General features: G+C 43.6%; 2 protein-coding genes. Both read left to right on the top strand.

Annotation, left to right across the window (positions count from 1 at the left end; genetic code table 11):
* The coding region (locus tag SB752_RS31835; protein WP_410719429.1) for an IS21 family transposase at nucleotides 1–1072 on the top strand (1072 nt) is incomplete at its 5' end.
* Nucleotides 1069–1788 (top strand): IS21-like element helper ATPase IstB, encoded by a 720-nt coding sequence (istB, locus tag SB752_RS31840; protein ID WP_410719430.1) that lies wholly within the window; start codon nucleotides 1069–1071, stop codon nucleotides 1786–1788. The genes SB752_RS31835 and istB, both read left to right, overlap by 4 nt.
* Nucleotides 1789–1862 lie beyond the last annotated feature (74 nt).

The following is a 1862-nucleotide window of genomic DNA, read 5'->3' on the forward strand; positions in this document are numbered from 1 at the left end:
AATTATCGGTGGTCAACTGGTAGAGCGAAAAATGCTAATCCTCTCCTATCCGTACAGCAATGCTGCATTTGTCTTTGTTACTCCGAAGGAGAACACGGAGTGTTTCTTGGAAGGGTTACAGCAGTTATTGGAGATGAGCGGTGGAGTACCTAATCGAATATGGTTTGATAATCTATCAGCAGCTGTTGTCTCTGTAGGAACCAATGGAAAGCGAAGGCTTACGGATGAGTTTCAACGCTTTGCTCTCCATTACCGCTTCCAGCCTGTCTTTTGCAATCCAGCACAAGGGAACGAAAAAGGACATGTTGAGAACAAAGTAGGCTATGCTCGAAGAAATTGGTGCGTTCCTTTACCTGTAGCTAATGATTTGGGACAACTACAGAAAATCATCAATCAGCAAGCCCTTGAGGATCTGAGAAGACCCCATTATGCGAAGAGAGTTTTACAACAGGACCTTTGGGAGCAAGAGAAACACAAACTGTTGGAACTCCCTACTGTACCCTATCAACCTTTCCGTTTGGAATCTGTAAAAGCCAATGGATATGGTGAAGTTTTCATTGATCAAAAACCCGTAAAGGTTCCTTCTATTCGTTCTCACGAACGAGTATGGCTGAAATATTGGTGGAATAGAGTAGATGTACTCAATGACAGCTACGAAGTACTGATTACGCTGCCAAGAGGCTACATGGACGAGACGGTCCCAGTAGATCTACAAACGTTGCTGCAACCGCTTTATGGTAAGCCGAAAGCTCTCGAATATAGTTCTGTCCTTGCTTTCCTTCCCAGCCAAACAAAGACTTTTCTACAATCAGTGGAAGGAAAAAGCCGCAAAGCAAGAATTGGTTGGATGATTCGAATGTTAAAGACATACCCAATCGAAGAGATCGATAGTTGCCTTACGAAAGAAAATCACGATGATATCCATCGATTGGAGCATGCGTTGTACCGATTGCATCATCCAGAAAGCATCCCGACACCCATGAAAGACAGCCGTACCCCATCTGTTTTCGTTGGCTATCAGCCAGATCTAACGAGATATGACCAACTTCAACGAACGGAGGTGCGAAAATGAAAGAAGAATTACGTCAGCTCTGCAAGCAGATGAGATTAGCCCATGTCATGAATATCTATGAACAAGTACCGTTTGAACACCCGACTCAGTTCCTTCACGCTGTACTATTAACGGAACGAAGTTCCCGTGAACAGGGAAAAATACGACGATTGTTGCAGAAGGCAAGATTTACACAGATAAAGACCTTTGAAGGATACTCTTTCGAGTCGGTTTCATTGCCTGAGAGCGTAACAGTTGAGGAATTGAAGAGAGCCTTATTTGTAGAACGAAAAGAAAATGTCATATTGTTAGGTGCAGTCGGGACAGGAAAGACGCATCTGGCTACGGCAATTGGTGTAGAGGCGTGTAGGCAGGGGAAAAAAGTGAGGTTTTATCGGGTGGCAGAGTTGGTTTCCATTTTGCAAACCAAATTTCATGCTGGTAATCTCCCACGATTTCAGAAAGAATTACTAGACACCGATGTACTGATTTTAGATGAGTTAGGCTTCGTTCCGTTTCATAAGGATGGTGCTGATTTGCTTTTTCATCTAATCTCAGAATGTTATGAACGGATCAGCGTCATTGTCACCTCGAACTTGGAATTTAGCCAATGGAATACGGTTTTCGGAGATAACCGACTCACCGCTGCTTTAATCGATCGTCTTGTGCATCATGCTCATATTTTAGCTTTCACAGGAGAGAGCTATCGCCTTCGGCATGCTCTTTCCCACCGCTAATAAAGAAAATTTAGCCTGGCAAGGCTATGCACAAAATGGTTGCCGAACTCTGCACTTTTTGCTTGCCAAATACA

The sequence above is a fragment of the Brevibacillus sp. SIMBA_040 genome (assembly GCF_046535075.1).
Classification (GTDB): domain Bacteria; phylum Bacillota; class Bacilli; order Brevibacillales; family Brevibacillaceae; genus Brevibacillus.

What these genes read in the sequence shown, in the direction of transcription:
- istB (WP_410719430.1), top strand. Translation starts at nt 1,069, where the DNA reads ATGAAAGAAGAATTACGTCAGCTCTGCAAGCAGATGAGATTAGCCCAT.